We start from the raw sequence: 25,981 nt of genomic DNA on the forward strand, positions 1-25,981 counted from the left end.
TACGTGAAAGTCATGCCAATCGTTCCGCTCGCGCTCGCAGCTGCTGTCGGTACCACCCTTGCGTATTCGAGGATTGCAGCTGGTCGGCGCGATGGGATCGCGGTCACGTGGCATCGCATTCCCTGGCGTGGAGAGCGATCCGCGCGGGTCGTTCAGCTCACGGACATCCACGTCGGACCGACCACGCCTCGTCGCGTGCTGTCGCGCGTGGCGGATGTGGTGCGGACGCTCGACTGCGATCTCGTTGCGCTCACGGGGGACTACGTCAACGCGTCGGTTTTCCACGTGCACCGCATGACCGAGCTCGTGCGCTCGTTGCCTGCGCCGTGCGTGGCCGTGCTCGGCAACCACGATCACTGGGCGAACGCCGATCGGGTGCAGTCTGCACTCGAGTCGGGCGGCGCGCGGGTACTTCGCAACGAGTCGACCGTCGTGGAAGGTCGCCATGGTGCGCTCACCATCGTTGGTGTGGACGACGGACGCTCGCGTCATGCCGACGTCGTTCGCGCTTTCGCGAATGTCCGTGATCCGGAGCGAGCGCTCGTACTCACGCACTATCCGAACACGGCGGAGGAGATCGCCCCGATGCGCGCGCCGCTCGTTCTCTCGGGCCACACCCACGCCGGACAGATCGACGTTCCGCGCGTGACCGCCATGCTCGCGAAGCTCACGGGGCACCGTTATCTCCAAGGCTTCTACCGCGTGAGCGAGACCACCGAGCTCTACGTGAACGCCGGTATCGGGCATTCGATGCACGGCTTCCGCGCAGGGCGCACGTGTCCGGAGATTGCCGTCTTCGAGCTCGATCCCGAGGCGGACGAGCGCCGCTCGACCGTGCTCCGCGCGGCCCTCTGGGACTGAAGGTCGTTGCTAGGCGGCCGCCGCGGCCATCTCGAGCTCCTTGAAGAGCCCCTGGAGCTCGGGTCGCGTGCGGAGTGGGCTGCAAAAACGGGTGGTGAGCTCGTAGAGCTGGGTCTCGAGGAGATCGGCTTCCTTGCCGTGGCTCTCGATGCGGCTACGACACTTGGCACGCTCTTCGTCGAGGTCGCGTTCGTGAGCGGAGAGGGCCGAGCGTAGCTCTCGGATCTGGAAATCGAGATCGCTGACGTTGCGGTTGGCGTTCTCGATGCCTTCTTGCGCGCGCCGCTCTTCGGCGCGGAGCAGGCGCCACTCTTCGACGGCATCCGCCGCCGCACTGTAGGCCCGCGCGAGATCGGACCACGGTTCGACGAACGCCGAGCGGCCTTCCCAATACAGGACTTCCTTGTGCGCTTCGAGGAAGCGCGCGCGAGATGCTTGGGTGGCCTCTTCGGCGCGCGCCAGCGCCTCGGTCGAGTCGCGCAGTTCTTCTTTCGCCCGGGAGACGTCGACGCCGAGCTGGTGCACCGCGAAGCCGAGCTGCGCGCGTTTTTCGCGGCCGCGAAGGTCGATCTGTTCGAGCGCGTTCTGCGCTTCGAATCCTTCGTTGCGGAGCGTGACCACGCGCCGTGTGAGCTCGTTCACCTCATCGAGAAGCGACGTGAGGTTGCCCGGTGCGAGATCTTTGCGACCGAAGGCGCGCGCGAGCATCTGCTCGAGCACGAAGATGCGGCGCGCCCAAGGATCACCGGGACCCTCGCCGAGCGTGATCGGGGCGGGAACACTGAGCGGCTCGTCGCTTGCATCGGGCGGGGCAGGGGCCTCTCGCTCGTGGAGGATGGCTTGGAGATCTTGGTGGATGCGGTGCGCATCGACCGGGCGATCCTTCGGCTCCTTGGCGAGCATCTTCACCACGAGCTCGTCGAGCGCTTGCGGTACGCGCGGATTGCGCGAGCGAAGCGACGGCGGCGGCTCGTTGATGTGCATCGCGAAGAACGCGGTGATGTCGTTCGCGTCGAACGGCAGGCCGCCGGTGAGCATCTCGAAGAACACGACGCCGAGCGCATAGAGATCGCTCGAACCGCTCGTGTCGGCGCCCATGATTCGTTCGGGCGCCATGTATTGGGGCGTTCCGAAGAGCTCGCCCTGTCCGGTGAGGCGTGAGTCGTGGCGGCTCTTCGCGATACCGAAATCGAGGAGCTTCACGAGATCGGAGCCGTTGTCGCGCCGGCAGAGGAAGATGTTCTCCGGCTTGATGTCTCGGTGGATGACCTCGAGATCGTGCGCTCGGGCAAGTCCGCGCGCGATCTGGATCATCAGGTGGAGCGCGCGATTGATCTCGAGCGGGCCGCGCTCGATGAGGGCCCCTAGCGAGCTGCCCTGCAGAAGCTCCATGACGAGGAAGCACGTGCCGTCTTCCGTGTCGCCCTGGTCGAAGATCTCGATGATGTTCGGGTGCGCGAGCATCTGCGCACTGCGTGCCTCGCGGCGGAACCGTTCGCGAACGACGGGGTCGGTCGCGAGCATCGGGTTCATGATCTTCACGGCGACGAATCGGTCGACGAGCTTCTGGCGCGCGCGATACACCGTCGCCATGCCGCCTTCGCCGATGACTTCCTCGAGGACGTACCGCCCGGCGAGCAACGTACCGATGCGCGGATCAGGCAGATCGGCGAGCTCGAGTCCGTCCACGAAGCAAAACGTCGCTTCGTTCGGATAGCGCATTTTGCACTTCGTGCAGGTCTTCACTGGATGGCCGTACGCGCGACGAGGGGGTGGCGATTCCGATGATACACGCCCAGCGCTTCTCCTTCTCCCGCGCTCGCGGCTAAACTACGCGTGCTCACGTACGGTGACCGACGAGAGACGGCCGACCGGATGCCTGGATGCCTGGCGAGCACGACACGGATGATGGTTCCCTACTCGAGCGTTTTCCAATCATGCACTTTCCGGATCCCGATGACCGAGGCCGCCCACATGTGCGTAAAGACGCCGTGGTTCCGCCTCGATCGCTGATGCCGCCCCCTGCTCGCCCGCGCAAGCGTTGGGGCCTGCGCTTGGGGATCGCCGCGGCCATTCTCGCGTCCGTCGCGGGGGCAGGCGTTTACGGGCGCGTGCGGTACCTGCCAAACTCGGCCGTTCTGCCTGGGCTCTCGATCGATGGCGAACGCGTGGCCGACCAGGCGTCGGACGCTGAGGTTCGTGCGCTCGTCGAAGGCCGAGCTCGAACCTTGCTGGCTCGTAAGGTCCAGCTTGCCATGCCCGGGGCCGAGAAGCCGGTGCTCGAAGCCACCCTCGGGGACCTCGGGTTGAAGGTCGATGTCGACCAGACCGTCGCCGTTGCAGAGCGCATCGGCAAGACGGGCGATCTGCTCTCGCGCGCCGAGGCGGCCAAGACCGCTCGCGAAGGGGGCATCGACGTGCCGCTCTTGACGGCGATCGACCGCGCCGTGGCCGTGCCCGTCCTCGAGAAGCTCAAAGAGACCGAGGACACGCAGCCGGTTTCGGCGCGCCTCGACCTCGAGAAGCACGCGACCATTCCCGAGAAGGAAGGTCACTACATCGACGTCGACGCGACACTCGCACGCCTCGAGGCGTCGGTTCGTACGCCGGCCGGCGGTGAGAGCGCTGCACGGTTCGAGCTTCCCCTGGGCACGTTCGCGCCCCGTGTGTCCTCCGCGTTCCTCAAGAGCCTCGACATCAGCACGGTCGTCGCCGAGTACGAGACGCACTTTTCGCGCGGTGGCGAGCAGCAGCGGCGCGGAAAGAACATCGACAACGCCGCGCAGAAGCTCGATGGCCTCGTCATCTCGCCGGGCGAGCTCGTGAGCTTCAACGAAGTCATCGGCGAACGCAGCGAGGCCAACGGCTTCCAGAAGAGCTGGGAGATCTTCAAGGGCGAGATGGTCGAGGGCATCGGCGGAGGCACCTGTCAGGTGGCCTCGACCTTCCACGCGGCCGTCTTCTTCGGCGGACTCGACGTGCTCGAGCGCCTCCCGCACTCGCGTCCGAGCGCGTACATCCCGATGGGGCTCGATTCGACCGTCGTCTTCCCGGCCGTCGACCTGAAGGTGCGTAACCCGCATCCGTTCCCCATCGTCGTCCACGCCAAGACCGAAGGCGGCAAGCTGCGCGTCGAGCTTCTCGGCAAGATGAAGCCGGTCGAGGTCAGTTTCGGCCGCGAGCTCGTCTCGACGATTCCCTACAAGCGGAAGGTCGTCGAGGAGGCGAGCCTCTCGGGCAAGAAGGTGCTGGTCAAGCAGCACGGCATCAAGGGCTTTCGCATCAAGCGGTCGCGCATCCTTCGTTACCCGAACGGCACGACGAAGAAGGAAGAGGCCACCGACCTCTACCCGCCGACCACCGAGATCTACCACGTGCCCGTCGGCTTCGACGTCGCGCAGCTCCCGCCCGTTCCCGAAGCCGGTGAGGACGCTGATCTCGGCGGCAACCCGTCCGCGGCCCCCGCCGAGGCGCGCACGCCCACGAAGCCCACGAACACAGCCGCCGCAACGGCCTGCACCACGTGCGAAAAACCGGCCGATGGCATCGAATTCGTCGACAGCCCCGGGGCGCACGCGCCCACGAACGCCCAGTCGAACCCCACGAAAACCATCTGGGTCGGCCGGCACTGACCCGGCGTCTGGCGCGGCGAGGTGCACCGAATTTGACGCCTCCTTCATGAAGTGCGCATGCTCGTGCTCATGAAGAGGCCTCTCCGCTCTTCCCGCACGTCCTGCCTCGCGTCCGTCCTCGGCCTCGCGTCCGTCCTCGGGCTCGCGTTCGTATCGGGGACGTTCGCTCCCAGCGCCCACGCGGCTCCCCCGGCGCCGGCCGCACGCCCCTCGAACGGGAAGGCGGCCGCGGGATCGAACAAGGGCTCGAAGACGAACGCGTCGTCGAATTCCTCGTCGTCGTCCTCGACGAAGGCCACGCGGCCGCCGGAGACGACCGTTCGTCGCTCGGTCGCGGGCGGCCCGACGTTCGACGATACGGCCGTCGGTGCCGACACGCCGGAGCTCCGCGCGCTCTACGCCGCCGAGCGGGAGCTCTTTCCGCCGGCACAGAGCTCCACCGTGACGGCATGGCCCGACGAGCTGCCGTTTCCGGTCGCCAGCAGCGAAGACCGTCCGCGCGTCCACGCTTCGGGGCTGCCTCCAACGCCACCGGCAAGCGCACCGGCCCTCGCCGAAGGCGGGCGCGATCTCGCGTGGCTCTCGAAGCTCGACATGCCCGACCTGCCCGTTCGATGGGACGCGCGCGTCGTTCGCTACCTCGAGTTCTTCAAGGACGATCCGCGTGGGCGCACCACGCTGACGATCTGGATGCGCCGTTCGGGGCGCTACCGCGATGCGATGAAGAAGGTTCTTCGTCGCAAGGGGCTGCCCGAAGATCTCGTGTGGCTCTCGATGATCGAGAGCGGTTTCGATCCGGCGGCGCGATCACCCGTCGGCGCCGTGGGCCTCTGGCAGTTCATGCCCGAGACAGGGAAGATCTACGGGCTCAATCAGGATCGCTGGGCCGATCAGCGCATGAGCCTCGTCTCGGCCACCGAGGCGGCCTCCGATTTCCTCGCCGATCTCCATCGGCGCTTCGGCAGCTGGGATCTCGCCATGGCCGCTTACAACATGGGCTACGGCGGTGTGCTCTCGGCGGTGCGCAAGTACAACACGAACGACTTCTGGGCGCTCTCCAAGCTCGAAGGCTCGCTGCCTTGGGAGACCACGCTCTACGTTCCGAAGATCATCGCGGCGTCGATCGTCGCTCGCAACCTCGCCACGTTCGGCTATCGCGAGCTCCAGATCGAAGCCCCGCTCGAAGGTGAAGACGTGCCCGTCGGGCCGGGGGTTGCTCTCGCTACCGTGGCCACGGCTTGCGGGGTGACCACGAAGGAGATCGAGCAGCTCAACCCCGAGCTCCGGGCGTCGCGCACGCCGCCTGCCCAGGCGGACTGGCCCGTGAAGGTTCCCGCCGGTAAGGGTGCACTCTGCACGCAGAGCCTTGCCAAGAATCGGCGTGAAGCGCCGGGCACGGAGCGCTACGTGGTCCGCTTCGGAGAGTCGCTCGAGCAGATCGCGCAGGCTCGTCACGTGGCGGTCTCGAAGCTCGTCGAGCTCAACGCGATTGGTCAGGGCGAAGTCGTCCGCGGTGGCACGGTGCTCCTCGTGCCGAAGGGCGACGGCGTTGTCGCCGAGGAACGCAAGGACACTGCGTCGAAGGACAAGTCGGCCTTCAACGGCAAGCCGATGGTCGTCGTTCCGCAGGACATGTTCGTCTACCCCGATCGCCGTCGCGTGTTCTATCGCGTCCAGGTCGGCGACTCGCTGCGCGAGATCTGTTCCACGTTCAAGACGACGCCCGACGAAGTGCGTCGCTGGAATGGCGTCGATCCGCAGGCACGTCTGGTCGAGGGCATGACCGTCCAACTCTTCGTGCCGCGCGATGCCGACCTCACGGGCGTCGTCGTTCTCGGCGAGCCGGACGTCCACACCGTGGTCGCCGGTACCGACGAGTTCTTCCAGCACTGGGACGACAAAGGTCGCCGCCGCGTGGTCGTCTCGGCGAAAGCCGGCGACACGCTCGAATCGATCGGCAAGAAGCACGGCGTGACGACGGGCCTGATGGAGCGCATCAACCGACGCGGCCGTAACGAGGCTCTCGTCCCGGGCGAATCCATCGTGTGCTGGGTCGCCGGCCCCGGCAACCAGGCGACGCCCAACGGCACCGCCGTGTCGGCATTCCCCGAAGCGACGCCGCCTCTCTCGAACCCGCCGAACCCCGAGCTCCTTCCCGCACTCCCCTGATCTCGTTCGTTCTCTGCATGAGCGAATGGTCGACGACCGTCCGTGACGGGCGTCGTCAGAGAGCTCTGCGGGAAGACGAGCGACCGAGCGCGACGCATTCGGCTGTCTGAAGAGCACGACGTCCTCGTTCGGCCCGCGGCTACGACACGGTGAGCGGTCGTCGCGAGGCCGAACTGTCGAGGGGGCAGAGTGATACTCGACCGTCCCAGGCGGCCCGCCGAGCACGCCGAGGGCGGGGGCTCTCGAGTTCGAAGACGGCAGGTGCCTTGCAGCGTCGACGAGCGCCGGGGGTAACATGCGAGTGCGATCCATTGGGCTGTGCACGAGCCTGGCGCTGTTGACCAACGCGCCCTGGCCTGCGTCGGCGGCTGTGCTGGACGACGCAGGGCCAACGCCCGACGGTGGGACCTCGGACGGAGGCGCATGGAGGAGCCCGTTGCCCCCGGACGATGGGCATCAGCTAGAGCGCCGCCAGTGCTCTCTTGGCCCGATCGCCAGCGGCTGGGGGCGCGACGACATTCATCCGACGCTGCAGGGCGTCGTCCGTCAAACGAACCCCACGCAGAAGGGACACTTTCACTATTTTGCCGAGCCGGGCGATATCTGGCCCGCGTCCCGGTGTGGCGTGGCGAACCTGACCCCGCCGATCATCGAACCCGGCGTCGAGTGGCACTACAGCGCGTACAAATTCACGAACGCACGGGCGACGGACGCGTGCGTGACCATCCAACTTTACTACTACGGCTGCGGCTTCACGGAACCGTGTCCACCCGAGATCACGTGCAGGGGCCCCGTCTCCTCGGGCATCTGTGGTGGCGTCGGCGCCTTCGAGGTCGCCGTGTATCGCGACGCCTTCGACCCAAGCGACATTCGGAAGAACTACCTTGCCGACTCGACCCGCATCAACGCCGGCTTCACTCAGGATCACATCGAGCTGACGGTCCGCGCCGCGTCCGATTTCGTGATCGTGGTGTCCACGCCTCAGCGGGGAAGCACCGTCGGAAACGGGCTCGGATACGACCCTTACTTCGATCTCTGGGTCGTGGGCTGCGCGGAGACCGACGGCGGTGCTCCCGCCCCGAGTGAGAGCCCGCCCGCTCCGGGAGCCGCGTCCGATGACGACACAGTATCGGGGCCAAGCGTTGGTCCGGCTCCCCTCTCGTCGACGGAGGCAGCGGGCAGCGGATGCGGGACGTCGGGGACGAGGACGTCGGCGGTCAGCCTTGCCGCCCTCGGGGTCACGGCGACCGCCTTGGTGATTCGGCGCCGCCGCACGAGCAGGAGAACGCAGTGAGGGCACCTTCGCCCGCGCAGAGCTGCCGAATTCAAAGATAGCGCCCCGCCGGCTGAGCCTGCGAACGCAGTCACGCATTCCGCGAGGCCGCGTGGAGGCCAACTACTCTCGTGCGAAGCACGAGTGCCACCAGGCGGTTCAAAACCGAAGGCTTCGAGATACCAAGACGTCTGTAGGTGGCCACGAGGCGAGCGGCGGGGTCTTCGTCGCGCTCATAGCGCGACGTCGCCGAAGGTGAACCCGCCGCGGGCAGTGGGGCCCCACAAGGCTAAAACGTGTACTGGGCGCCGACGCCGAGGATGAGGGCGTGGGCGCTGTAGTCGCCGCCGTTGATGGCTTCGGTTTGCGTGGGGTTGCCTTTGACGGGATTCACGCGCGGGACCATCGCTTCCGAGGGATCGACGGTGGTGCTGCCGAGCATGACGAGCGCGGCGACGGCGTCCATGCGCCAGTGCGGAGCGACGTGGACGCTGCCGCCGGCGCCGATGGTGAGCTTGTTCGCGTCGTAGGTGAGGGCGGTCACCCATTCGCGCGGAATGGCGCTCGTCTCGTAGTTGAGGCCGAGGCGGAAGTCGGTGCGGTTCGAGGGGAAGAGGGCTCGCGTCGAGTACTCCGCGCCGAGGCGGAAAGAGTTCGAGTCCTGGAAGTTTCGCGGCATCGAGATCGGAGCGACGCCGAAGGGGCTCGGGAAGCCGGTGATGTCGTAGAGGCGAATGTTCTCCGAGCGGATGTCGATCGACTCGTGCACGCTCCAGAACTCGCGCACGTAGCTGCCTTCGACGCGGATCGAGTTCTCGTTCCCGAGGTCCGTGCGGTACTCGGCGCCGAGGCGGAGGATCGGCGGCAGCATGAACTTCACGCGTGCGTCTTCACCGTCCTGATACGCCTTGTCGAAGGGAGCGGCCGTCGGCAAGCGAACCTGGATGGTCGCGGGCGCGTTCACCCAGAAGGGCAGCTGGAACGATGCGCCTAGCCGGATGTTCTTGGTGACCTCGCCGATGACGCCGAGGTTGCCGCTCGGCGCGATGATCGGTCCGACGCTCAGCTGGCTGAGCGCGTCGTACTGCGGGTCCTCGGGGGAGGAGATGAGGCGGTCGGACGGGCTCGCGCTGAAGACGACCTTCGACTTGAAGGTGCCGACGAGCGTCTGGACGCCGAAGCCGATGCGAAAGCGTTCGGTCGGCTTCCAGGCGAAGTAGCCGCCGACGACCGCGAGCATCGAGCCGTCGAGCGAAACGAGCGAGTAGCGTTGCGGTGAAGGCTGACCGTCGATGGTGAGTGGGTAGCTGGCGATCGACGAGTACGGCGCGAAGACGCCGAAGGCGAGCGTGTACTGCTTCTCGCTCCCGAAGTTGTAGCTGCCCGCGATGGTCGGGATCGGCAGGAACGGCGTCGTGCCTTTGACCTTCGGATAGGAGTAGTTGCGCAGCGTCCCGTTCGCGTCGACCACCTGCGTCTGTCGCGTGTACTCCGCGGAGAAATTCATCCACGAGAAGTCGGCGAGAAGACCGCTGCCCGCGTCGGCGAGGCCGGCGGGGTTGTACCAGATGGCTCCGAGATCATCGGCGCCGGCCACGAAGGCGCCGCCTCGACCGAGAGGGCGCACGCCGCGATCGGACGTGTAGAGACCGGCGGCGTGTGCGGTTCCCTCGCTACCCACGAGACTCGCGACGCTCGTCGCAACACTCGCAAGAGCCAGGAGAAACGAGAGACCTTTCAGGCCCACCCGCCGTGATCGGAATCTCACACTACGGGACGGTAACAGCCGAAGAGAAGGCAATGTCGACATTTCCTCGCTCGATCGCCGGAAGTTCGTGAGGGGCTCGTCGCCGGTCGCTCAGAACTTCGTTCCTTGGCGAATGACTTCGTAGAACTGCTCGAGGCCGCGCTCTTTGTTCATGAGGAAGTCGACGACGTTCTCGGTGACGTTGCTGTAGTCGTCCTTCGCTAGCGTGCCCTCGTAGGGCTGCGTGGGGTCGACCCGGTTCACGTCGGCCACGACGTCGATGATCACTTCGAGGGGCGACTGACCCTTGAAATCCCCGTCGTTGATCGGCGTCACGAGGTTGGCGAGCGCGAGGCTCAGGACCTGGTTCGGATCGATCTCCCGGCTGCAGATCTCCTTGCCGTGATCGTCGACGTATCGCCCGCTCACCCTGGCGAGCAGGGCCATTTGGGCGTCGACCAGGCTCTTCTCGATGACGCGTCCCTTGGAGTCCACCTTCGAGGCACCGAAGGCCGCCGAGAGCACGTGGTAGAGCGGAACGAGGTTTTGCTCGTCACGAAGGAGCTGGAGGAGGTCGTTGGCCGACGCCGCCGTGCTGGCGAGCGCGTCGTTCTTCGAGCCTTCGTCGAGCAAGTAGGTGAGGAGCAGCCCCATCTGCTTGCGGCCGTCAGCGTCGCGACGAATCTCGTCCATCATCTCGAGTCCGCTCGACATGAGCGGCCCGGTGAACGTGGTCTCCGCCTTCTGCGCGAGCTCGTCGCGTGCCCAGTCGCATCGCTGGTAGGGCGGCGAGAACGACTTGGGGCAGTGCGCGAGCAGCTGCGACCGAATCAGGTCGACGACCTTGGGCATGAGCGTCTTCATCATCGGGTTCGCGAACACCGAGGTGCTCTTGCCGCCCGTGACGCCCATGAACTGATCGACGAGCTGCGAGCGCGCGCGCCGGAAATTCTCGCGGCGGCTCGTCTCCTCGGGGTGTGCTTGCTCGTACGTGTCGTACGCCGCGTCGATCGCCGAGAGGGCGTTGGTGAGCAAATACGCGGGCGTGACCTGAGCGATCGGCGTGCCGTCGTTCTTCTGCGTGCCCGTGTTGCCCTTGCGATCGGTGAGCTTGAGCGTGTTCTTCGCGTAGTCCGGATCGAGCGCTGCGCGCGTGGCAGCGGCCGCGACGTCGATGCCGCTAACGATCTTGGCGCCGGCCGGCGTGCACACGCCCTTGGCGTCGGTCTCGTCGCAACGCTTGATGGGCGTCAGCTCGAGGGCCTTCATGAGCTCGCTGAGCGCCGGAACGAGATCGGTCGCGAACTGCTCGGAGATCAGACCTTCGTACGCGTTCAGCCCCCCGCGCGCGCATTGGCCGCCGCCGGGCTGACGGCACTCGTCGGCGCTCGCCTCGGCGTTCAAGTAGTACTTGTTGACCGTGTTCGAGAGCTCGAGGAACAGGTCTTCGCGCTTGTGTTTGACGAACGCGCTGAGGACGGGACGAATCGCGTCGTAAAAGCCGAAGTGCTCCCACGTGAAGATCGTGCCGTGGCCGCGCTGCTGCAGCCACTGGCCGTCGGGGCAATTACGAAGGCCGTGGACGATGCCGTCGGGCGAGGCGTCCGGTGAATCGGGCTTCGGATCGGTGATCGTGCGTTCGGGGCAAACGCTCGTGCCCATCACTTCACCCGACAGATCGCCGATGAAGTTGCGGGTCTGCGTGTTGACGTTGTCGTTTGGGAAATCGAAGAAGACGAGGCGGTTCAGCCACGCGGGCTTGGCGGCGAGGGTGGTCGAGCCGCCATCGGTCCAGAAGCCGGTGAGGTTGCTGGAGTTCTCCATCAGGTCGACGGTGGCCTTCCCGATGCCGGCGATACCTTCTCGAAGTGTGTTGTCACGCAGGTAGAACGCGCCTGGGGGCGGGTTTTCTCCCGGCCGGATCGCCTGCGCGTTGGCGATCGAGTCGAGGTAGAACGCGGCGAGGTTGTCGATCTTGAAGACCTCGCATTCTCCGTAGGAGCTGGAGAAGAGCGGCATCGTCACGCTGATGCTGCCGAGCTTCGCGTGGACCTTTGCGCCTGGCTTGTTGCACGAGGCAACGCCGGTCGTGTCGGCGATGAGGCCGAGGAAGCGAGCGAGGGCGCTGCGGTTCTTGCCGGTGTAGTGGTCGCCGCGATCGACGGGCGTGATCATCTCGCCGGTGCTGTTCGTGGTCTCGTTCCACGTCGGCCCGTTGAGGTTGTTCTTGTCGTAGACGATCGAGTCTTTGACCTTGGCGTAGTTCGCGAAGACCGAGCCGAGGTTCGCGGAGTTGGGATCGCCGAGGGCGATGAGCATGTCCTCGAGGAGGCGCGGCTCCTTGGCGATCTTCACCATGGTGGCGAGCGTGTCGTCCCAGAAGGTGACCTCGCGCGCGATCTTCGCCTCGGGATGTGCGTGCGCGATGTCCATCGCGGAGATCATCGAGCCAGTGAGGCGTGCGACCTTGGGCTGCTGGTTCGTGAACAGCTCCTGCGCGAGCCCGAGCGTCGCGTCCATGTTCTGGTCGCCCATCAGCGTGCCGAGCGCGTACACGAGGTCGATCATCGGCGAGTCCGTGGGGATCGCGTCGTAGGTGATCGAGCCGGTCTCGTAGGACTTCTGCTTTTGCTCGCGCGGGCCGACGGAGACGTACATGCCGCCGACGAGGTCCATCAGCGTCTCGTGCCGAGCCTCGGGGTCGGGGTTCACGAGCGGCTTCATGTCGACGAGCATCTGCGCCGCGTACGTGTGGCTCGTATCGACGTAGTCGTAGAGGAGCTTGTTGTTGACCAGCGCGCGCCCGAGCTCGTCGCGGGTGGCGTTGTCCGCCGTGATGCCCGAGACGGGGAAGGGCGAGGGCGCGATCGAGCTGTCGTTCGTGACGAAGCGTCCGACGGCGTCGACGTCGGGAAGGCCGTCTTGGTCGGAGTCGACGAAGGGTGCGGGAACGCTTCCTCCGGCGAAGGCCGCGTAGCCGCGCGAGTCGCGGCGGACGATGTAGCGAGAATCGCCGCCGCCGAAGCTCGCATCGGTGGCGAAGAAGATCTGGTCGAGCATCTCGACGTTGTCGCGAGGCCTCGAGATGATGGTGCGGTTCGCCTGGGCGTCGGGGGTGGCGACGAGGGCGGGCGCGATGGGGTCGGCCTTGCTGTCGCGCAGCTCGTGCTGCGCCGCTTCGAGCATCTTGTTCAGCGCGGCGTTGGCGATGCCGGGAACGGGGATGCGATTGCCGTCCCCGTCGTGCTTCGGCTTCAGCTCGTACGGATTGGAGTCCGCCGAGAGCAGGCGGAGCGTCGAGTTCGCCAGATCGCGCAGCTGCGGATACGCCACGATCGGACGCGTGGCGCCGAGCGCCGTATCGATCGGCCGGTATCCTTGCCGTGCCGACAGGCGGGCCCACGCGGACTGCGCCTCGTCGGACTTCTTGAACTCGTCGAAGACGCGCGCGAGCGACTCGGTCGACTGAGGAAGCGTCCCGTCGTTGTAGAGGTCGCCCATCTTGCCGAGCATGTCGGCGACCTGGTCGGTCAGAAGACCCTCGGCCTTTTTTTTCGGGGCCTGGCAGGTTTTCGTTTCATCAGGATTGGCGAGATCCTTGATGGGAATGTTTCGTTCCGGGAAGCTCGCGTCGAACGCCTGGATCAATTCGGTCCGCCGGCGCGCGAGCGCTTCGATTCGACCGACGGCGTAGGCGCGATTCTTCTTTTGAGTCTCGATCGAGACTCGCCTTCCCTTCGTGTCGATCGCCTGCGGATCCATCGGCGGAAGCGCCGATTCGTCGACGGTGTCCGCGTAGGCGCCCTTCGGCGTGGGCTTGTGGCAGACCTTGCGGAACGATTCGCCGGTCATGTCCTCGCGCAGGGCCTGGGCACCCACGCGATCGCAGATGACGCCGAACATCTCTTCGCCGACGGTCCCGCGCTTCGGGAGCGTGCGCGACGTATCGAATTCGTCGGCGCAGGCCGGCATCAAGATGCAAAGGGAAGCCAGCCCAGCCACGCTGAGAAAGCTGACGCGACGCGGCGCCGCGAGCGATTCGGAGAGGCCGATGGAGGATCGCGCACGATCCATTCGTGATGGTCTAGACTGCGCGCTCGTTTCCTTACCGGCTAGAAATCTGCGACGACGTCGCATCATTGCCTCCCTCAATTCACTCGATAAGCGAAAGGCGCGCCATGCTCGAGAAGACCACCGCGGTAATCCTTGCGGCAGGTCAGGGGACTCGGATGAAGAGTTCCTTGCCGAAGGTTTTGCACCCGATCGCGGGCCGTCCGCTCGTCCACTACCCCGTGCGCGCCGCGTTGGAGGCGGGCTGCGGGGAGGTCATCGTCGTGGTCGGTCACGGACGAGAACGAGTGGAAGGTTACCTCTCGACTGCATTCGGCGCTACGGGTCGTGTGACGACCGCGTTACAGAAAGAGCAGCGCGGAACGGGTGACGCGGCGCGTTCAGGACTCGACGCGGTGCGTGCCGATGCCGAGCGCGTACTCGTCTTCTACGGAGACGTCCCTCTGCTCACCGCCGCCGACGTGGCGGCCGTCGCCGAGGCGCTCGACGCCGATCCCCAGGCCGCTGTCGCGATGGCGACCTGCACTACCGACAACCCGTTCGGGTACGGGCGGGTCATGCGCGATCCATCGGGACAAATTGTCGAGATCCGTGAGCAGCGGGATCTTCGCACCGACGCCGAGCGGGCCATCAAGGAATGGAACCCCGGAATCTACGCAGCCGGGGTGGCCTTCCTCAAAGAGGCCCTCGCCTCGCTCACCCCGAACAACGCGCAGGGCGAGTACTACCTTACGGACATCGTCAGCTTCGCCGCCGGTCGCGGCCGCAAGGTGATTGGCGTTCCCTCCCGTCCGGACGTCATGGATGGCGTCAACGACCGCGCGCAGCTCGCCGATCTCGATCGCGTGATGAGCGAACGCATCCTCCGCAAGTGGCGGACGGAGGGCGTCACCGTCCGTGAGGGCGCCCGCATCGAAGACGCCGTCGTCATCGGCAAGGACGCCACCGTCGAGAGCTTCGCCGTCCTCCGCGGCGAGACCAAGGTCGCTAGCGGGGCTGTCGTCGACGTCGGCTGCGTGCTCACCAACGCGGACGTCGGCGAGGGCGTGACGCTCAAGCCATACAGCGTCGTGACTGACGCGATCGTCCGCGCGCGCGCCCAGGTCGGGCCGTTCTCGCATCTCCGTCCGGAGAGCGACATCGGCGAAGAGGCCCACGTCGGCAACTTCGTCGAGTTGAAGAAGACCACGATGGATCGGGGCGCGAAGGCGAACCACCTCGCGTATCTCGGCGACGGCTTCGTGGGCGAGCGCGCGAACGTCGGTGCCGGCACCATCTTCTGCAACTACGACGGCTTCTCGAAGCACATCACGCGCATCGGCAAGGAGGCCTTCATCGGCTCCGACTCGCAGCTCGTCGCGCCGGTCACCATCGGCGACGGCGCGTACGTGGGCACCGGCACGACCGTCACGCGTGACGTGCCGGCCGGAGCGCTCGCCATCGGCCGCGCCAAGCAGGAGAACAAGGAAGGCTACGCCGACCGCCTCCGCGCGCGCCTGAAGGCCCAGAAAGAAGCCGCCAAGAAGGGCGGCTGAGGCTTCGTAGACGCGCGGACGTCGCCTGCCGCCGAGCTTGCCGGGAGGGGGAAGAGCTCGGCCGCAGCGGACGTTCACTTGGCCAAAGGGTCAACTTTTGGCAAAGGTGGAGCATGGACGCGCTTCGTATCCGCGGCACGGGTAAGCCACTCAAGGGCAACGTTCGCATCAGCGGGGCGAAGAACGCCGCGTTGCCGATTCTCTGCGCAACGCTTCTCTCGGACGGCGCGAGCCGGCTTCGCAACGTTCCGCGGCTGCGCGACATGGAGACGACGTCGGCGCTGCTTCGCTTCCTCGGGCGCGACGTCTCGTTCGACGCGCCGGAGATTCACGTCGCGGCTGGCTCGCAGGTTCGCCCCGAAGCTCCTTACGAGCTCGTGAAGCAGATGCGCGCGAGTGTGCTCGTTCTCGGCCCGCTGCTCGCGCGCTTCGGTCGCGCGAAGGTGTCGCTGCCCGGTGGTTGTGCGATCGGCGCGCGCCCGATCGACCAGCATCTCAAGGCCCTCGAAGCCATGGGCGCGAACATCCGCCTCGAGCGCGGTTACGTCATCGCCGAAGGCCCGGGCGGCGGTGGGCGCCTGCGCGGCGCGGAGATCTCGTTCGATCTTCCGACGGTCACCGGCACCGAGAACGTGATGATGGCGGCCGCGCTCGCCAAGGGGCGCACCACGCTCGTGAACTGCGCGCGCGAGCCCGAGGTCGAAGAGCTCGGTCGCATCCTCAACAAGATGGGCGCCGAGGTGAACGGCGCGGGCACCGACGTGATGCACATCGTCGGCGCCGAGCCGGGCGCGCTCGCCCCGTTCGATCACGCTATCATCCCCGACCGCATCGAGGCCGGCACGTACATGGTGGCCGCGGCGATGATCGACGGCGGCGACGTCCTGCTCGAAGGCGCCGAGCTTCGCGACATGGAAGCCCTCGCCATCAAGATGCGCGCCGCGGGCGTGGAGATCGCCAGCGAAGGGCAGAACGTTCGCGTTCGTCGTAACGGCCCGCTCCGCGCGGCGAACATCACGACGGCTCCGCACCCCGGCTTCCCCACCGACATGCAGGCGCAGTTCCTCGCGCTGATGAGCGTCGCACGAGGCGAGAGCGTCATCAGCGAGACCATCTTCGAGAACCGCTTCATGCACGTTCCCGAGCTGCAGCGCATGGGCGCGAGCGTCGTCGTCCGCGGCAACACCGCGGTCGTGCAGGGCGTGGGCAAGCTCTACGGAGCTTCGGTCATGGCCACGGACCTTCGCGCGAGCGCCTCGCTCGTCATCGCGGGCCTCGCGGCCGACGAAGAGACGGAGATCCGCCGCGTCTACCACCTCGATCGTGGTTACGAGTGCATCGAGCAGAAGCTCGGGGGACTCGGCGCCGACGTGAAGCGCGTGCGCGGGGCCGAGGCGTGATTTCGCGCGCGGCTCTCGTGATGGCCGTTCCCAAGGGACGTACCCTCGGACCCGTCTCGAAGCTGCTCACGAAGGTCGGCGTGACGGCCGCGCCCGATGCGAAGGGCACCGTTGCGCCGCTCGCCAGCGTGCTTTCCGAGGACAGCCGAGCGCTGATCCGACGCGCGTCGTTCGCCGGTCAGCCGCTCGACATGCTGCTCCTCAAACCGGACGACGTTCCCACCTACGTGGAGTACGGCGCCGCGGATCTGGGCATCGCGGGACGTGACGTTCTCGTCGAGCGCGAGGTCGACGTCTACCAACCCGTCGATCTCGGCATCGGCAAGTGCCGCATGGTCGTGGCCGGCAAGGCGGGCGATCACTCGGTTCCGGCCGGTCGCATGCCGCGCGTCGCCACCAAGTTCCCCCGGACGGCCGCCGCGCATTTCGCCCGTAAGGGCATCCAGGTCGAGGTCGTGAACGTGCAAGGCTCCGTGGAGCTCGCGCCGCTCGTGGGCCTCGCCGACTACATCGTGGATCTCGTCGAGACGGGCACCACCCTCGTGGAGAACGGCCTCGAGGTGAAAGAGGACATCGCCAAGGTGTCCACGATGCTCGTGGCGAATCGTGCGTCCTACAAGCTTCGTGGCGACGTCATCGGCGCCCTGGTCTCGGGCTTGCGCGACGCACTGACGAAGCCCTCAAGCTGACCCGCCATCGGTCATCGTCGGCGTCATCGGTGTCGGCGCCGAGGACGCTGCCCCTTCGAGCCTGACGAGTGGCCGCCACTTTCGTATCGCGGCTCGGCCGATGCCTTTGACGCGCATCAAGTCTTCGAGGCGCTGAAAGCGCCCTACTCTCCGTCGCAGTGCAAGGATGGCTTCGGCGCGTTTGGCCCCGACGCCAGGCAGTCGGCGCAGATCCTCCTCGCTGGCGGTGTTGAGGTACACCGGATCGTTCGGACTCGCGCGCCGCCGAGATCCGGCGACGGCTTCCCCAACGCCACCGTCACCAACGTCCGGCGCCGGTGGAGGCGGAGGAGCTGGCGACGAAGCCGGCGCGGGAGCGGGGCCGCCTGCGGACTCGGACGCGCCCAAGTACGCCGATGGCGTCGCGGGAGCCGATGCGGTCGCGGATGCGGTCGCGGATGCGGATGCGTTCGCGGGCAACGACGCCGTGGCCGAGCGTCCGATCCATGCAAGCACCAAGAGTGCAGCGCCGATCCCGCTGGCCCGAAGGATCAACGGTGTGAACGTCGAAGCGCGCAAACGTGCTCGTAGCGAAGCGATCTTTGCCGCGCAGCGGGTGAGTCCTTGGAACTTCGTTGCCTCCATCGGCGAGCCTCCCTCGCCCGCCACCTAGCGAGGTTCACGCCAGATCGCCGTTCTCATGAATCCGCACGTTTGCGAAGACGAACATCCGGCCCGGCCAATTTCGACCCTGGCCCAGGCCACAGGATCCGACACACGATCAATCCTGAGGCCCAGGCCACCCTCTCACGTGCTCTGCAACTGCGCGAAGGCGCGGTCGAAGCGACCGTTCTCCAAATCTTGGTGCCGTATCCAGAAGTAGACGACGCCCATTCCGCCCCAGGTCACGCCCATGGCGGACTGGAAGAGCAAACTGAGGTCCCGCATTTCGCGGACCAGCCGTTTGCCATTCGCCCATCCCTCATCTTCCCGACGAAATCGCTTGTTGCGATCTTGCTTGAGCACCGCCTCGAAGCGAATCTCGCCGCCCTGAACGCCGTCGGCATACCCGAACAGCTTGCTGCCGATGTGCTTCCCGCGGATCTTCCGGCGCAGCTTCGGGTAATTGTTTCGGTCCCTCATCGTTTGCAGAATGGGCTCGATGGAAGGAATCGTGGGGCACTCCTGACCATCGATTTCCTCGAACTCGGGCAATGTCCACGTGCTCTCGAGCGCGAGGGGCGCCTCTCGATAGACTGCGAACGGAGAGCGCACGGTCGTTGGCGGAGAGAGTTTGAGCGTCTCGACCTTGGACGTGTCCGTGTAGATGACGCGTGAGCGATCGGGCGCTTCTCCACGATCGTAGCCCGTCAGCATTCCATCGAAAAAGAAGGAGAGGAGTCCTTTCTTCGGCAGCAGCTTCGCCGCTTTGAAACGCGAGAGGGCCCTCAGGTCGAATTGACCCGCGAACATGAGCGGGATGCCATCGACCGTGGGCCATTGGGCGTTTGCAGGCATGTCCGGCAGCCCACCGACGCGGGAACTTCCCGCCGCGAGCTTTCCCCGGCCACGCGCGACGGTGACGCGAACGGCAGGCTTCATGAGCCGCTTGAGATGGGGCTTCAGGTGCCCGAGCTTGTTCGCCGTGACCGCCTGGAAAAGTTCGGTGTCGGTCATCGAAACCACCTCTGGGCGACTCGAAACGTCGCGGGCGGGCTGCGTTCGCTGCCACGTGGCCGTCTGTCGCTTCGAGGCTACGACAGGCGACGTCCTCAGACGTCTCGCGAAATCGTCAGAGCCATCCCAACCGCGCACACGACCATGCGGTAGACTTCGCAGGCGCTGCCGCGTCATCGGCGGGATCTGTAGGCGCTGGACGGTCGCCTCGTGGCTCGTCCGTCCGCCGTGGGGACGCCGACCGCAACCCCAACCATACGGACGACCGTGGGTTTGTCGGCAGCGGGCAGCCCGTGCTAGGGCATAGGGACCGAAAACGCGGAGCGCCCGAAGATTCGGTGTGAAATCGCGGAGGAGAAGCGCATGTCCGACGACCTTCGGCACGACTCGCACGACCAACACGACGAGCATCTCGCACGTATCGAGCAGGAGCTCTCGCCCGCCACGGGAGCCACAGGACCCGGCGGAGTCGGTCGCCGTGCCTTCATCGGTACGGCTGCCGCGGCTGCCGCTGCAGTGACCCTCGCGTCGCGTGAAGTCGCCGCCGCCAATGCGCCGAAGAACCTCGCCGCGTCGCCGCCCACGGGCTTCTCGCCGTTCGCGGCGCCCGGCAAGATCGTCAAGGTCACCAAGAAGGACAGCCTCAAGCCGAACGGCCTTTACCCCAAGGACGACGACGCGAAGGCCATGCTGGAGAAGGCTCTCACCGAGCTGACCGGCAAGTCCGACCTCCCGACCGCGATCGGCCAGTTCGTCCACAAGGACGACATCGTCGTCGTGAAGCTCAATGGCATCGCCAAGCAGAACATGGGCACCAACAAGGAGCTCGTTCTGCCGTTCCTCGAGGCGATGATTCAGTCCGGCGTGAAGCCCGAGAACATCACGGTCCTCGAGCAGTACGGCGACTTCCTCGCCGGCACGCGCGTCAACGCGGGCAACGTGCCGAAGGGCGTGAAGGTCGCGACGCACAACAACAACAACGCCACGATGGACTACCGCCTCATCCCGGGCACCGGGACGAGCACCAAGTTCGTGCGGTTCCTCACGGAAGCCACGGCGGCCATCAGCTTCTCGCTCATCAAGGATCACTCGATCTGCGGCTACACGGGTCAACTCAAGAACATGACCCACGGTTGCAGCATCAATCCGCACGACTTCCACGTGCACCACGCGAGCCCGCAGATCGCGCAGATGTACGCGCAGGACGTCATCAAGAGCCGCGTCCGACTCTGCATCGGCGACGGCTTCAAGGTGATGTACGACGGCGGCCCGCTGTGGAAGCGCCCCGAAGCGGTGAAGCCCCACGAGTCCATCTACGTCTCGACGGACCCCGTCGCGATGGACGCGATCGGCTGGGACATCGTCGAGAAGTTCCGATCGGAGAACAAGCTGAAGTCCCTCACGGACGCCGGCCGCGAACCCGCGTACATCAAGGCGGCTGCCGACCTCGGGCTCGGCATCTTCGACCGCTCGCAGATCAAGGTTCGCGAAATCACGATCTGACGCGTTTTCGCGAAGTTCCGATCGCTCAGAGACGAGGGCACCGGTGAGCTCCGGTGCTCTCGTCGCGTTTTGTGTCCGTGCGCGCGTCTTTTCCGGCGCGTAGCGCGAGCGTGCATTACGTTCGAGCCAGGGGGCGGCATGCAACGCATTGGCTCGAAAATCCTCGTCCTGGGCGCTCTCTCCGCGCTCTACGCAGTGGCCTGCGCCCAAGGATCGGACGACGGTCAGGTCGCGTCTTCGACGGACACGGTGTTCGGCGATGGTGGAGGACCGACGGCCGATGGTGGTTGCACCGTTCTCTGCGGGGCCCTCGAGGTGTGCTCGGGCGGAAAGTGCGTTTCCAAGTCGGCGGACGAGGATCACGACGGCTATCCCGCCGCGATCGACTGCAACGACAAGGACCCCACGATCCATCCTGGCGCGACGGAGGTCTGCAACGGCAAAGACGACGACTGCAACGGAAAGGTCGACGATCCCTTCGACATCGACGGCGACGGATTCCCCACGTGCGCGGTCGACGGCAAAGCACCGGATTGCGACGATCGGGACCCTGACGTCCACCCCGGCGCGACGGAGGTCTGCAACGGCAAAGACGACAACTGCAACGGCAAGATCGACGAAGGGTTCGATGCCGACAACGACGGTTACTACGTGTGCGTTCGCGGAACTCTCTCCGCCGACTGCGACGACACCGACCCCGCTGTGCACCCTGGCGCGACGGAGGTCTGCAACGGCAAAGACGACGACTGCAACGGAAAGGTCGACGACCTACCCGCCACGCTCAGCGGTTCGCTGACGACGCCGGTGAACCCTCACTGGGTGCTCGCGGGCAACGCATCGTTCTCGAATGGATGGGCTCAGCTCAATCAAGACGTCAAAGAGCAGACGGGCGGTCTCTTCTGGAACGCCGCGTACAGCTTCGACACCTTCGAGGTGAACGCAACATTCTGGATTCAGGCGAAGGCTGACGGTGCAGACGGAATGGCCTTCGCCTGGCTCGCGGGCTCGAACATGTCAGCGCTCGGCGGCGGACCGGTCTACGGGGTCGGCGGTTTGACCGGCTACGCGGTTGCCATCGACACGTATCAGAACCCCGGCGAGCCCGCCGTCCCGTACCTCCTCGTCTTCGATGCGACGCATTCTGTCCCGCTCGCCACCACGTCGATCCCCAACGTGCGCGACGGCCAGAACCACCTCCTCAAGGTGCGTCTCGAAGCAGGGAAGGTGAGCGTGTGGGTCGATGCCATCAACCGGATCTCCGCCTTCGCACTGCCGGGCTATATGCCCTTCACCGGCCACTGGGGGTTCACTGCGGGAACGGGCGGAGCCAGCGAGACGCATTGGGTCCGAGACATCACCATGTCGTTCCCCGACGGACAGGGGTGCGTGCCGTAAACTCGGGCCGGCGCGCGCGAAAAACGGTAAGCTCGCGCCTTCACCGTGGATCCGAAAGACCCTCGTCATCTCCCGCAACCTCAGCTGCCAACGAGCCCCACCGCGTTCCAGGCGGGCAGGCCGCGTGACTCGAGCCCCGAGCGCGCCACGGCGATCGATCTCGAGGGGTTCCACTCCGCGCCCAGCAACGATCGCGCGTGCCTCGTCGTCATCTACGGACCCGAGCTGGGCAAGCGCGCCTCGCTCGGTTCGACCGTGTTCGAGATCGGCCGCTCGTCACGCGCGGACCTCGCGATCGATCAAGAGAGCATCAGTCGTCACCACGCGCGCATCTCGTGGGATGGCAAGAGCCACGTCATCTACGATCTCGGTTCGACCAACGGCACGTTCGTCAACGATCAGAGTTGCAAGGAGCGCGCGCTCAAGGACGGCGATCAGGTCAAGCTCGGACGATCGATTCTGAAGTACATGGCCGGTGACAACATCGAGGCCAACTACCACGAAGAGATCTACCGGCTGATGACGATGGATGCGCTCACGCAGACGCACAATCGTCGTTACTTCAACGAAGCGCTCGAGCGCGAATACAACCGCTCGCTCCGCTATCGACGTGCCCTGTCGCTCATCCTCTTCGACATCGATCACTTCAAGAAGATCAACGACACGTACGGCCACGTTGCCGGCGACAGTGTTCTGCGTCAGCTCGCGCTCGTGGTGAAGCCGCGTCTTCGCACCCAGGACGTGCTCGCGCGCGTCGGCGGAGAAGAGTTCGCTGTCCTGCTCCCCGAGGTCGATCTCGTCGGCGCTCGCATCGCTGCGGACAAGGTTCGCAGCCTGGTCGAAGCAGCCCGCTTCTTGGTCGACCACAAGGAGTTCGGCTGCACGGTGAGCGTTGGCGTGACGACGTTCGGCGATAACGTCACCTCGGCAGGGATGCTCTACGAGCTTGCGGATCAGAACCTCTACGCTGCGAAAAACGGCGGACGTAACCGCGTCGCGGGCTGAGTAAGAAACGCCGCAACGGCCCCTTGCGCCGTGCGACGCCGGACCTCGACATGATGGCCGCTGCGGCTTGCCGAGCCTGGGCCGGTCGTTACAATGCCCTCTGTGGTGGGCAGTGGTGGAGGGTGAACACCCGCAGGACGGGTCGCCGCGGTCGCCGGCGCCGTTCGACTCGACCGACGCGAGCGCGAACGGTGTGCTCATCGTCGAAGACGATGACGAGCTGCGTGCGCTCGTAAAGCTCGTCCTCGAGGAGAGCGGGTACGGCGTCATCGCGGCACAGAACGGGCAGGATGCGTTGCGGCTGCTCGGGGAGCGCGAGCAGCGGGACGGCGCCAAAGAGCCCGACCTCATCTTGCTCGACATGCGGATGCCGGTGATGAATGGCTGGGAGTTTGCTCGGCGCTATCGCGAGAACGGACATCACGCTCCCATCGTGGTCCTGACTGCCGCCGTTCATGCCGCCCAGTTTGCCGACGAAATCAAAGCGGACGGGTGGCTGAGCAAACCCTTCTCGCTGAACGAGCTACTCGACGCGGTGAAGTCTCATCTCTCTCATTCCCCGCGCTGAAGTCTGATTCTCGTTTCTCCGTCTCTCGTTTCTCACTCTCGCTGCCGTCGGCTTCGTGAGCAAGGAAGGCAAGGGGAGCGCCTTCATCGTTCGCCTTCCGATCCACGAAGAGCGCGAGAACGGCGAGCTCGGCCGAGGGCGAGGGACGTCACGCGAGCTCGTGAGCGGTCTTTGCCGTTCGAGCTTGTCGTGAGCGAGGGCATTGGCGATCGCATAGCGCGGGCATGCTGATTGCGAAGTCCCAGTTCGGCTCGAGAGGAGATGGAACATGAACTGGGACATGCACTGGCTCAGCACGGCCTTCGACGGCTTCCTCGGGTTCCTCCCGAACCTCGTCGCGGGTCTCATCATTCTGCTCATCGGTTACCTCGTCGCGAAGGTACTCGGACGCGTGACATCGACCGTCCTGCATCGCGCCGGGTTCGACCGCTTCATGACCCGTCTGGGATTCGTCAATCGTGGTGAATCAGACGTGGCTTCGGTTTGGACGGGGAAGGCGGTGTTCGCCGTCATCATCCTCGGAACGATCATGCAGGTTGCACGTACCTGGAACCTGACGTTCGTGGCCGTGGGCTTCGCGCGGATCATCGCCTATCTCCCGCACGTGCTCGGAGCGGTCGTCATCTTCGGGGCGGCCATGTTTCTCGGGAACTGGGTGCGCGATCGCTTGCTGCGTTCGCCGATCATGAACGGTGACCGCGTTGCGGCGGGCGATCAGATGCGGCTCGTCCCGTCGGTCGTGCGCGGTGCGATCATCACCATCGGTGCATTCATGGCGCTCCGCGAGCTCCAGATTGCCCCTGAGATCGTGAGCACCGCGTTCACCCTCACGCTCGGCACGATCGCCGTCGCCGCGGCGCTCGCCTTCGGACTCGGCGGTCGCGACGTGGCGGGGCGAATCGCCCAGTCGTGGTACGAGCGTCGCCGGAGCAGCGTGACCTCGACCGATTACTTCCCGTCGTCGGGTGGCCCCTCGCCTCGCGGGGCGTGATCGCCTCTCGACCATCCGGTGACGGAGTTCGCCGCCGTCGTCGTGCCGCATGTCGGCCGGCGACGTGCGGCGATGCTCATTGTTCCTGGCACAGTCCGCACTCGGGGAGGGGCTGGCCTGACCTGAGCTGACTGATCCAGAGCCGAATGCGCTCGCGCTCCTCGAAGGTGAGGGGCTGATCGCCGTACGAGGATAGGGGTTGGAGCGTCGGGTACGGCATCACCTGGCCGAGCACGTAGTTGTCGAGCACCGTTCGCTCCGCTTCGCTCGGCGCGTGAGGCGTGGAGACGAGCGGCTCGTAGGGAGCGGGCGCGGCGGTCGTGGGCGCGCCTGGGCACGTGACGCGCGGGGCCGGAAGCGGATTCGGAGGTTCGTTTGCGATCTCCACCTTGTACTGGAGCCAGCTGTTGCCCGGATTTCCGGGGTCGATGATCGGCATGTCGATGCCGAAGAGGCGACCCGGAGGCGTTGGCGTGCCGAACAATGCCCCGGTGTTCGAGCCCTGAGCGACGCGCCCGCGTGCGGTGAACTCGATACCGCTCGAGCTATCGAGCACGAGGCTTGCCGCTGCGGCCTGGCTCGAGCCATGGCACGACGGGGCACTGCACTTGGCCACGAAGATCGGAAGGACGTCGCGGCAGAGATCGATCGTGGGCTCGCCGATGCCGACGCCGTTCGGTTCACCGACGAAGAAGCCGATGATGCGCGTCTGATCCTCGGCGAGCGTTGCGCCATCGATGGCACGAACGCCGCCTGAGTCGGAGTCACCTTGGGGGATGCCGAGGATGAGCGTGTACGACTGCCCCTTCGTGAGCCAAGGCGTCGTGGGCGGCGCGAGCGTGACCGTGCGCGCGACGGGGTCGTAGACGACGACGGGCGAGAGACTAGCCGGTAGCGGCTGGTGGTTCGCGTCGACGATCACCATCGACTGACGCGTCACGGTCGACGGCAGCAGATACCGGTCGAAGCCGATCTGAATGACGCCGTCCTCGGGCATCGGCGTGTTGGGACCGACGTTCACGCCCGTGATGTGGATGGGCGGACCGAGGAACGGCTGATTGTCTTGATGGCCCTCGTCGCAAGCCGCAACGCAAAGGGCCAGAATCGCCGCAACGCCAGCGGCGGCTAGCGGGGCGAGGAAGGGGACGCGAAAATGAGAGCGCTGACGCCGACGATAACGAGCGAGGCCTTCGGGCCTCAGCTCTCCGAGTACATCGCGAGCTGCTCTTTCATCACCTGCTCGTTCACGCCCGTACGGATGTGCTCCTTGAGCACGTCCGCTAGGGTGATCAGCAGATCGTCCACGCCCTTGTCCTCGATCAGCTTCTGAAGGAGTGCCTTCGCTTCGCGGCTTTCGTCCCCGCGGAGGAACTGGCGCACGGTGTCCAGCCCGATCTCTCCCTGGAAGTCCAGGTACAGGTTCTCTAAGAGGTACCGTACGAGTTCTTTCACAGGGAGCCTCCTTCGTCGCGCGAGCGCGATTCCA

At 65.9% G+C, this 25,981-nt stretch carries 21 protein-coding genes; 14 read left to right on the plus strand and 7 right to left on the minus strand.

Features of this window, described 5'->3' with window-relative positions; translation table 11 throughout:
* The first annotated feature begins 12 nt into the window (after nt 1–12).
* On the plus strand, nt 13–861 hold the full coding sequence (locus AKJ09_RS27500) for a metallophosphoesterase (protein ID WP_146650799.1): 849 nt from the start codon (nt 13–15) through the stop codon (nt 859–861).
* Between the two features lie 9 nt (nt 862–870).
* Here the strand turns inward: AKJ09_RS27500 and AKJ09_RS27505 are convergent, their stop codons facing one another.
* On the minus strand, nt 871–2,607 hold the full coding sequence (locus tag AKJ09_RS27505) for a serine/threonine protein kinase (protein WP_146650801.1): 1,737 nt from the start codon (nt 2,605–2,607) through the stop codon (nt 871–873).
* Nucleotides 2,608–2,852: 245 nt separating this feature from the next.
* Here AKJ09_RS27505 and AKJ09_RS27510 point away from each other — a divergent pair, with 245 nt between their 5' ends.
* From AKJ09_RS27510 to AKJ09_RS27520, 3 genes are all read left to right on the plus strand, one after another.
* Nucleotides 2,853–4,493: a VanW family protein gene (locus AKJ09_RS27510; protein WP_169927917.1), complete on the plus strand. Its 1,641-nt coding sequence runs from the start codon at nt 2,853–2,855 to the stop codon at nt 4,491–4,493.
* A 69-nt stretch (nt 4,494–4,562) separates the two neighbouring features.
* Entirely contained in the window at nt 4,563–6,662 is a 2,100-nt protein-coding gene (locus AKJ09_RS27515; protein ID WP_146650805.1) for a LysM peptidoglycan-binding domain-containing protein, read from the plus strand.
* 436 nt (nt 6,663–7,098) lie between these two features.
* Nucleotides 7,099–7,956, plus strand: a complete 858-nt coding sequence (locus tag AKJ09_RS27520; protein ID WP_146650807.1) for a hypothetical protein — start codon at nt 7,099–7,101, stop codon at nt 7,954–7,956.
* 268 nt (nt 7,957–8,224) lie between these two features.
* Here the strand turns inward: AKJ09_RS27520 and AKJ09_RS27525 are convergent, their stop codons facing one another.
* Together AKJ09_RS27525 and AKJ09_RS27530 are read right to left on the minus strand one after the other, a co-directional pair.
* Nucleotides 8,225–9,682 carry an OmpP1/FadL family transporter gene (locus AKJ09_RS27525; protein WP_169927918.1) on the minus strand — a complete coding sequence of 486 codons (1,458 nt, stop codon included), beginning with the start codon at nt 9,680–9,682 and terminating at the stop codon, nt 8,225–8,227.
* Nucleotides 9,683–9,793: 111 nt separating this feature from the next.
* A complete protein-coding gene (locus AKJ09_RS27530; protein ID WP_146650811.1) occupies nt 9,794–13,756 on the minus strand; it encodes a hypothetical protein in 3,963 nt (1,320 codons plus the stop codon).
* 104 nt (nt 13,757–13,860) lie between these two features.
* Between AKJ09_RS27530 and glmU the strand changes: the two genes are divergently transcribed.
* The 3 genes from glmU (at nt 13,861) to hisG (ending at nt 17,377) form a co-directional block, all read left to right on the plus strand.
* Complete coding sequence (gene glmU, locus AKJ09_RS27535; RefSeq protein ID WP_146650813.1) at nt 13,861–15,288, plus strand: bifunctional UDP-N-acetylglucosamine diphosphorylase/glucosamine-1-phosphate N-acetyltransferase GlmU; 1,428 nt, start codon at nt 13,861–13,863, stop codon at nt 15,286–15,288.
* 113 nt (nt 15,289–15,401) lie between these two features.
* Nucleotides 15,402–16,688, plus strand: coding sequence for a UDP-N-acetylglucosamine 1-carboxyvinyltransferase (murA, locus tag AKJ09_RS27540; RefSeq protein WP_146650815.1), 1,287 nt, complete (start codon nt 15,402–15,404; stop codon nt 16,686–16,688).
* A complete protein-coding gene (gene hisG, locus AKJ09_RS27545; protein WP_240488605.1) occupies nt 16,685–17,377 on the plus strand; it encodes an ATP phosphoribosyltransferase in 693 nt (230 codons plus the stop codon). The genes murA and hisG overlap by 4 nt, the downstream gene beginning before the upstream one ends.
* On the opposite strand, the gene AKJ09_RS56270 is transcribed toward hisG, so the two are convergent.
* The gene (locus tag AKJ09_RS56270; protein ID WP_169927919.1) at nt 17,369–17,617 is read right to left on the minus strand and encodes a ComEA family DNA-binding protein; all 249 of its coding nucleotides are present in this window, start codon (nt 17,615–17,617) and stop codon (nt 17,369–17,371) included. The two genes, hisG and AKJ09_RS56270, sit on opposite strands and share 9 nt — an antisense overlap.
* Here AKJ09_RS56270 and AKJ09_RS53350 point away from each other — a divergent pair.
* Nucleotides 17,604–18,029 carry a hypothetical protein gene (locus AKJ09_RS53350; RefSeq protein WP_169927920.1) on the plus strand — a complete coding sequence of 142 codons (426 nt, stop codon included), beginning with the start codon at nt 17,604–17,606 and terminating at the stop codon, nt 18,027–18,029. The genes AKJ09_RS56270 and AKJ09_RS53350 overlap by 14 nt on opposite strands.
* A 134-nt stretch (nt 18,030–18,163) precedes the next feature.
* Here the strand turns inward: AKJ09_RS53350 and AKJ09_RS27555 are convergent, their stop codons facing one another.
* The gene (locus AKJ09_RS27555) at nt 18,164–19,033 is read right to left on the minus strand and encodes a YwqG family protein (protein ID WP_169927921.1); all 870 of its coding nucleotides are present in this window, start codon (nt 19,031–19,033) and stop codon (nt 18,164–18,166) included.
* Nucleotides 19,034–19,396: 363 nt separating this feature from the next.
* Between AKJ09_RS27555 and AKJ09_RS27560 the strand changes: the two genes are divergently transcribed.
* The 6 genes from AKJ09_RS27560 (at nt 19,397) to AKJ09_RS27580 (ending at nt 24,495) form a co-directional block, all read left to right on the plus strand.
* Complete coding sequence (locus AKJ09_RS27560) at nt 19,397–20,536, plus strand: DUF362 domain-containing protein (protein ID WP_146650821.1); 1,140 nt, start codon at nt 19,397–19,399, stop codon at nt 20,534–20,536.
* 138 nt (nt 20,537–20,674) lie between these two features.
* A complete protein-coding gene (locus tag AKJ09_RS27565; RefSeq protein WP_146650823.1) occupies nt 20,675–21,931 on the plus strand; it encodes a MopE-related protein in 1,257 nt (418 codons plus the stop codon).
* A 45-nt stretch (nt 21,932–21,976) separates the two neighbouring features.
* The gene (locus tag AKJ09_RS27570) at nt 21,977–22,936 is read left to right on the plus strand and encodes a GGDEF domain-containing protein (RefSeq protein WP_146650825.1); all 960 of its coding nucleotides are present in this window, start codon (nt 21,977–21,979) and stop codon (nt 22,934–22,936) included.
* Nucleotides 22,937–23,048: 112 nt separating this feature from the next.
* The gene (locus tag AKJ09_RS27575; protein WP_240488606.1) at nt 23,049–23,504 is read left to right on the plus strand and encodes a response regulator transcription factor; all 456 of its coding nucleotides are present in this window, start codon (nt 23,049–23,051) and stop codon (nt 23,502–23,504) included.
* Between the two features lie 55 nt (nt 23,505–23,559).
* Nucleotides 23,560–23,697: a hypothetical protein gene (locus tag AKJ09_RS53355; RefSeq protein ID WP_169927922.1), complete on the plus strand. Its 138-nt coding sequence runs from the start codon at nt 23,560–23,562 to the stop codon at nt 23,695–23,697.
* A 75-nt stretch (nt 23,698–23,772) separates the two neighbouring features.
* The gene (locus AKJ09_RS27580) at nt 23,773–24,495 is read left to right on the plus strand and encodes a mechanosensitive ion channel family protein (RefSeq protein ID WP_146650827.1); all 723 of its coding nucleotides are present in this window, start codon (nt 23,773–23,775) and stop codon (nt 24,493–24,495) included.
* 76 nt (nt 24,496–24,571) lie between these two features.
* On the opposite strand, the gene AKJ09_RS27585 is transcribed toward AKJ09_RS27580, so the two are convergent.
* Nucleotides 24,572–25,516: a hypothetical protein gene (locus AKJ09_RS27585; RefSeq protein WP_146650829.1), complete on the minus strand. Its 945-nt coding sequence runs from the start codon at nt 25,514–25,516 to the stop codon at nt 24,572–24,574.
* Nucleotides 25,517–25,692: 176 nt separating this feature from the next.
* Nucleotides 25,693–25,947, minus strand: a complete 255-nt coding sequence (locus tag AKJ09_RS27590) for a hypothetical protein (protein WP_146650831.1) — start codon at nt 25,945–25,947, stop codon at nt 25,693–25,695.
* Between the last annotated feature and the right edge of the window lie 34 nt (nt 25,948–25,981).

Origin of the sequence: Labilithrix luteola, from assembly GCF_001263205.1 — a bacterium.
Classification (GTDB): Bacteria; Myxococcota_A; Polyangia; order Polyangiales; family Polyangiaceae; genus Labilithrix; species Labilithrix luteola.